Origin of the sequence: Hydrocoleum sp. CS-953, from assembly GCF_002260545.1 — a bacterium.
GTDB lineage: Bacteria > Cyanobacteriota > Cyanobacteriia > Cyanobacteriales > Microcoleaceae > Trichodesmium.
Window position 1 is genome coordinate 1 of the sequence record NZ_LGSU01000853.1, and the last position, 5055, is coordinate 5055.

Annotated in this window: 4 protein-coding genes; 1 reads left to right on the forward strand and 3 read right to left on the reverse strand. The window is 37.1% G+C overall.

Annotated elements, in window-relative coordinates; genetic code table 11:
- Positions 1-144 precede the first annotated feature (144 nt).
- A complete protein-coding gene (gene ispD / locus AFK68_RS11060; protein WP_094672714.1) occupies positions 145-831 on the reverse strand; it encodes a 2-C-methyl-D-erythritol 4-phosphate cytidylyltransferase in 687 nt (228 codons plus the stop codon).
- Between the two features lie 94 nt (positions 832-925).
- Positions 926-2098 carry an RNA-guided endonuclease TnpB family protein gene (locus tag AFK68_RS11065; protein WP_094672713.1) on the reverse strand — a complete coding sequence of 391 codons (1173 nt, stop codon included), beginning with the start codon at positions 2096-2098 and terminating at the stop codon, positions 926-928.
- 235 nt (positions 2099-2333) lie between these two features.
- On the opposite strand from AFK68_RS11065, the gene AFK68_RS11070 reads away from it, so the two are divergent.
- Positions 2334-3299, forward strand: a complete 966-nt coding sequence (locus AFK68_RS11070; RefSeq protein WP_094672765.1) for a glycosyltransferase family 9 protein — start codon at positions 2334-2336, stop codon at positions 3297-3299.
- Between the two features lie 1070 nt (positions 3300-4369).
- Here AFK68_RS11070 and AFK68_RS11075 read toward each other — a convergent pair.
- Positions 4370-4846: a CRR6 family NdhI maturation factor gene (locus AFK68_RS11075; protein WP_094672767.1), complete on the reverse strand. Its 477-nt coding sequence runs from the start codon at positions 4844-4846 to the stop codon at positions 4370-4372.
- Positions 4847-5055 lie beyond the last annotated feature (209 nt).

The window sequence follows — 5055 nt, forward strand, 5'->3', positions numbered from 1 at the left end:
GTGTTAATTACTTGATAACTGAAGTGTCACTCAAGTATAGCATTAATGCATGGGAATTGGTATAATAGAAGAGAAAAAATTCCTTTTAGGCAATCCTCTTCTTTATAAGAATTATAAGAAGAGGTAATTATTAATTATTAATTATTAATTTTTGAATGCTTCCATCAAAATAAATTCTGCTACTTTTAAATCCACAGGAGTTGTCACCTTTAAATTAGTCTCCTCTCCCTCAACAATTTTTACAGGTAAACCACATTTTTCAAACAAAGCAGCATCATCGGTAACTTCCCAACCTAACTGACGCCCCTTCTCGTGGCATTCCTTCAACAAATTTACCTCAAACCCCTGGGGTGTCTGAGCAGCCCACAAATTGCGACGGTCTGGTGTATCCTGAATTAAACCAGATGGATCGACCACCTTAATTGTGTCCTTAACTCTCACAGCAGCAATTAAACCAGGACACTTAAAAATCTCCTCCGCACATCTGTCCAAAAGTTCAGGAGTCGCCAAACACCTCGCACCATCGTGAATTAATACTTGTTCCGCTGCCGATGGCAAAGCCTGTAAACCATTATAAACCGACTCCTGACGAGTTTCCCCTCCCTCAATTAACTTTATATGCTTGTCAGTAGACAAATCCGAAATACTTTTTTGAAAATCTGGAAAATCAACAGGTTGTCCAATAATACCAATCCAAATAATATGATGAGATTTGACAGCAGCTTCAAGAGTCCAACTCAATAAAGACTTACCCAACAGAGTCAACAAAAGCTTATTTCGGGAACTTCCCATCCGTCGCCCCATACCAGCAGCAGGAATTAATAAATACATTTTGTGTTAAAGCTTGCCTATAAATAATTAAATCTAGCTATATACTCTACGTGAACTACCAACACTAATCGCAAGGGATATAGTCTTGGCTTCCCTACTCACCAGGAATAGCGTCTGACAAAACCGATGTTTTGCCAACCCGACTCACATTCCCTCCAAGGGCAGTATCGCTGGTTCCCAACGACAGTATCCGCAAGCCTTCATCTCTAATATTTATTGCTGCATTAATATCACGGTCATGGGTTGTCTGACAATATTCGCACTTCCAACTTCTGATATCAAGTGGCAAGCTACCTACTTGGTTCAAGCAAACATGACAGGTTTTTGATGAGGGAAAAAATCTATCTATTTCTAAGTAGGTTTTCCCTTCTCGTTCTACCTTGTAATTAAGCATAGTTCCAAACATTCCCCATCCACAATCCATTATTGCTTTAGCTAAATTGTGGTTTTTGACCATGTTCTTTACTGCCAGATTTTCTACCACAATAACTTGGTTTTCGTTGACTATCTTGCGGGATAGCTTGTGCAGAAAATCCTCACGGCATCGAGATATTTTACTATGGACTTTTGCTACTTTTTTCCTAGCTTTATTTCTATTGTTACTGCCTTTTACTTTCCGAAGCAGCTTTTTCTGTTTCCATTTTAAGTTGCGTTCATGCTTCTTGGTATGACGAGGATTATCGTACTTAGAACCTTCGCTTGTTACTGCAAAATGAGTCAATCCAAGGTCAATACCAATAGCTTTATCTCTTGCTGATTGCTTGGGTTTTTCCTTGCCATCGTCAACTAAAACAGAAACATAATATTGACTATCTAGTTTTTTAGAAACTGTGACAGTTTTAATTTTTCCCTCAAATTCTCTATGGCAAACCCAATAAACTAATCCTATCTTGGGCAGTTTGAGATAATCACCTTCAAACCTTACATTTTGAGGATAGCTAATAGATTGTTTATGATGTTTTAATTTGAATCGTGGATATTGAGCCAGCTTTTCAAAGAAATTTTTGTAAGCAGTTGAAAGATTTAACGCGACAACTTGTAAGCACTGAGAATACACATCTGTTTTTAGCCAAGGATATTCTTTTTTTAGACCAGGTAACATTCCTTGGATTTTACTTCTTGATAAACCTTTCCCAGTTTTCTGATATGTTTCTTGGCACAGGTTTAATGAATAATTCCAAAAGAATCTACAACAGCCGAAGCTTTTTGCCAAAGCTGCTTGTTGCTCAGTATTTGGATAAATTCTGTACTTGTAAGCCTTAAACATTTATCGCTTTTCAACTACTATGATAAAACTGTAACATTAAAATGTAAATTTTGTCGGGTTGGACTAAGCAAAATTTAGTTGAGGGGCCTATGTATCCAGACACCAAATCATAGATTATGGTGTTGGACTTATAGCCCCTTAAACTCCCCCTTGTTAAAATTCAACTGATAATTAACTTTAATCCTTCTCCCCCCTTGTTAAAATTCAACTGATAATTAACTTTAATTCCTTAAACATGAGAATACTTGCCCTTGTCCCTGGTGGAATAGGCGACCAAATTTTATTCTTTCCTACTCTGGATGACCTTAAACAATCCTATCCAGAATCTCAGATTGACGTAATTGTAGAACCTCGCTCTAAGGGTGCATACCGAGTTTGCAAGTCCGTCCGGGATGTCCTAACCTACGACTTTAAAGATGCCAATAGTCTTGCCGACTGGGGAAATTTGTTGGGTATTATGCGCGATCGCGAATACGAGGCCGTAATTTCCCTGGGACAACGTTGGACAGTTGGCCTATTGTTATGGTTAACAGGAATTCCTAAACGGGTGGGTTATGCAGGTAATGGAGCAATATTTCTCTCCGACCCTATACCCCTAAAAACTGAACAATATGCTGCTCAGATGTACCATGACTTGTTACAGGGGATGGACATTACCACCCCTTTCAAGGGAATATCAATTAATGTCCCCAAAACAGATATTGATGAGGCCGAAGCTGAACAGCAAAGATTAGAAGTTGCAGAAAGTGGCTATATTCTGATTCATGGTGGTTCTAGTCAGCTAGCTCAGATTAAAGGTATCGATAAAATTTATCCTACTAATTACTGGCAGGAGATTATTTCAGAACTGCAACAGAAACAACCTAACTTACCAGTAGTAATAGTAAAAGGCCCTGAAGATGCACCATGGGTCAATCAAATTAAAGAATCTTCTCCAGATATAAAAGTAGTTACTCCTAGAGATGTAGGTAAATTAGCTGCTATGATTGCTGGAGCTAATTTAATGATATGTACTGATAGTGCCCCAATGCACTTAGCAGTTGCCGTTGGGACATATACTATTGCTCTGTTTGGTCCAACCGAACCAGAAAAATTATTACCTAAGAGCGATCGGGTAGTTGCGATTAAATCTTCAACAGGGAAAATGGCAGATATTTCACCCCAGGAAGTCTTACAGAAAATTTGGGGCGGAGAAAGTTGAACTAGAGAGTAGGGGAGTGGGGGAGTAGGAGAGTAGGAGAATAGGAGAATAGGGGAGTAGGGGAGTAGGGGAGTAGGGGAGTAATTTTTTTTGCCCAACTATTGCCAAAAATCCTAACTTTTTGAGCGTTTTAAACTTAAAACCCCTGAACTTTTTCAATGCCCCAAAAAGCCTAAAACCTCTATTGTTAATAGTTTGAGATTTAATCAGCAAGTTCTCAGTAATAAGGAGAAATATTCTCTACTCCCTATTCCCTCATATATTAAATCTGCTTGCTTTGGAGGGGCGATTTCCTGCGGAATGCTGCGCAAACGCGAATCGCCTCTAAATTAAGAAACCGGGTTTATGGAAGGTAGATGTTACTATAATTAGGCATTTCATATAAACTCGGTTTCTTTATTTTTTTTACTACAAAAATTTACAGGACTTAAGCAAATATACTATATATAGAGTTAAAAAACTATAACGTTAGAGTTTTGAACGCTATATATCTTGTATCTGGGTAAATTCTAAATTCTAAAAATTCTTTTCTCTACTCCCTATTCCCTCATATATTAAATCTGCCTGCTTTAAAAGGGCTATTTCCTGCGGAATGCTAGTCTATTCACGTCGGCAAAAGCCACAACGCGAGTCGCCTCTACATCAGAAACCGGGTTTATGGGAGATAGATGTTACTATGATTAGGCATTTCATATAAACTCGGTTTCTCTATTTTTTTTTACTACACAAATTTACAGGACTTAAGCAAATCTACTATATATAGAGTTAAAAAACTATAACGTTATAGTTTTGAACGCTATATATTTTGTCTCTGGGTAAATTCTAAATTCTAAAAATTCTTTTCTCTACTCCCACGTCGGCAAAAGCCACAACGCGAGTCGCCTCTACATCAGAAACCGGGTTTATGGGAGATAGATGTTACTATGATTAGGCATTTCATAATAAATTCGGTTTCTCTATTTTTTTTTACTACAAAAATTTACAGGACTTAAGCAAATCTACTATATATAGAGTTCAAAAACTATAACGTTATAGTTTTGAGCGCTATATATCTTGTCTCTGCGTAAATTCTAAATTCTAAATTCTAAAAATTCCTCTGTCAAATCATACCCCAACATTTGAGACATAGACATTAATCTGGATTTACTAGAAATATTTTGTTTATTTAACCAGTCTCTCAAAACAAAAATTTTGTGCATCAGAAATATTTCTAATGCTTCTGGATTATATTGGATACCTTCACTCCGATGAAATTGGTGGGGTACAAGCATTGCAGTATAACGAGACAGCTCTCCATCCTTCCAGTTGAGCAAAAATGGCAGCCAGGGATAACGACTATCTAAACGGATAAACCATAAACGCACTTCTGGAATTTCTGAAAGTTCCCTTGGATCTTGGGGGTCTTGTTGATAATTAATGGCAAAATTTAGCTGCTGTTCAGAAGAGGCGATCGCTCCTTCATTTAGTATTGGAGAAATTACACTTTCAGCCGGGGATAAATCTAAGTTATGGATATGTTCGGTATTAAGGGCGATCGTAATTGTCATTCTAGCTATAGATAATTTTAACGAAGTCAGAAGTCAGAAGTTGTTTTTGTAGCGGGGAAACATTTTCCCTTAAAAGACGGGGTAAATTACCCAATCGTGTTTGATAAATTTCTTTCTATTTTAAGAATATTGGATTAGTAAGCAACTTAGTACCTTTTCACAGAATTCAAAATTTAAAATTTAAAAACAAAAATTTGATAATATTTTAT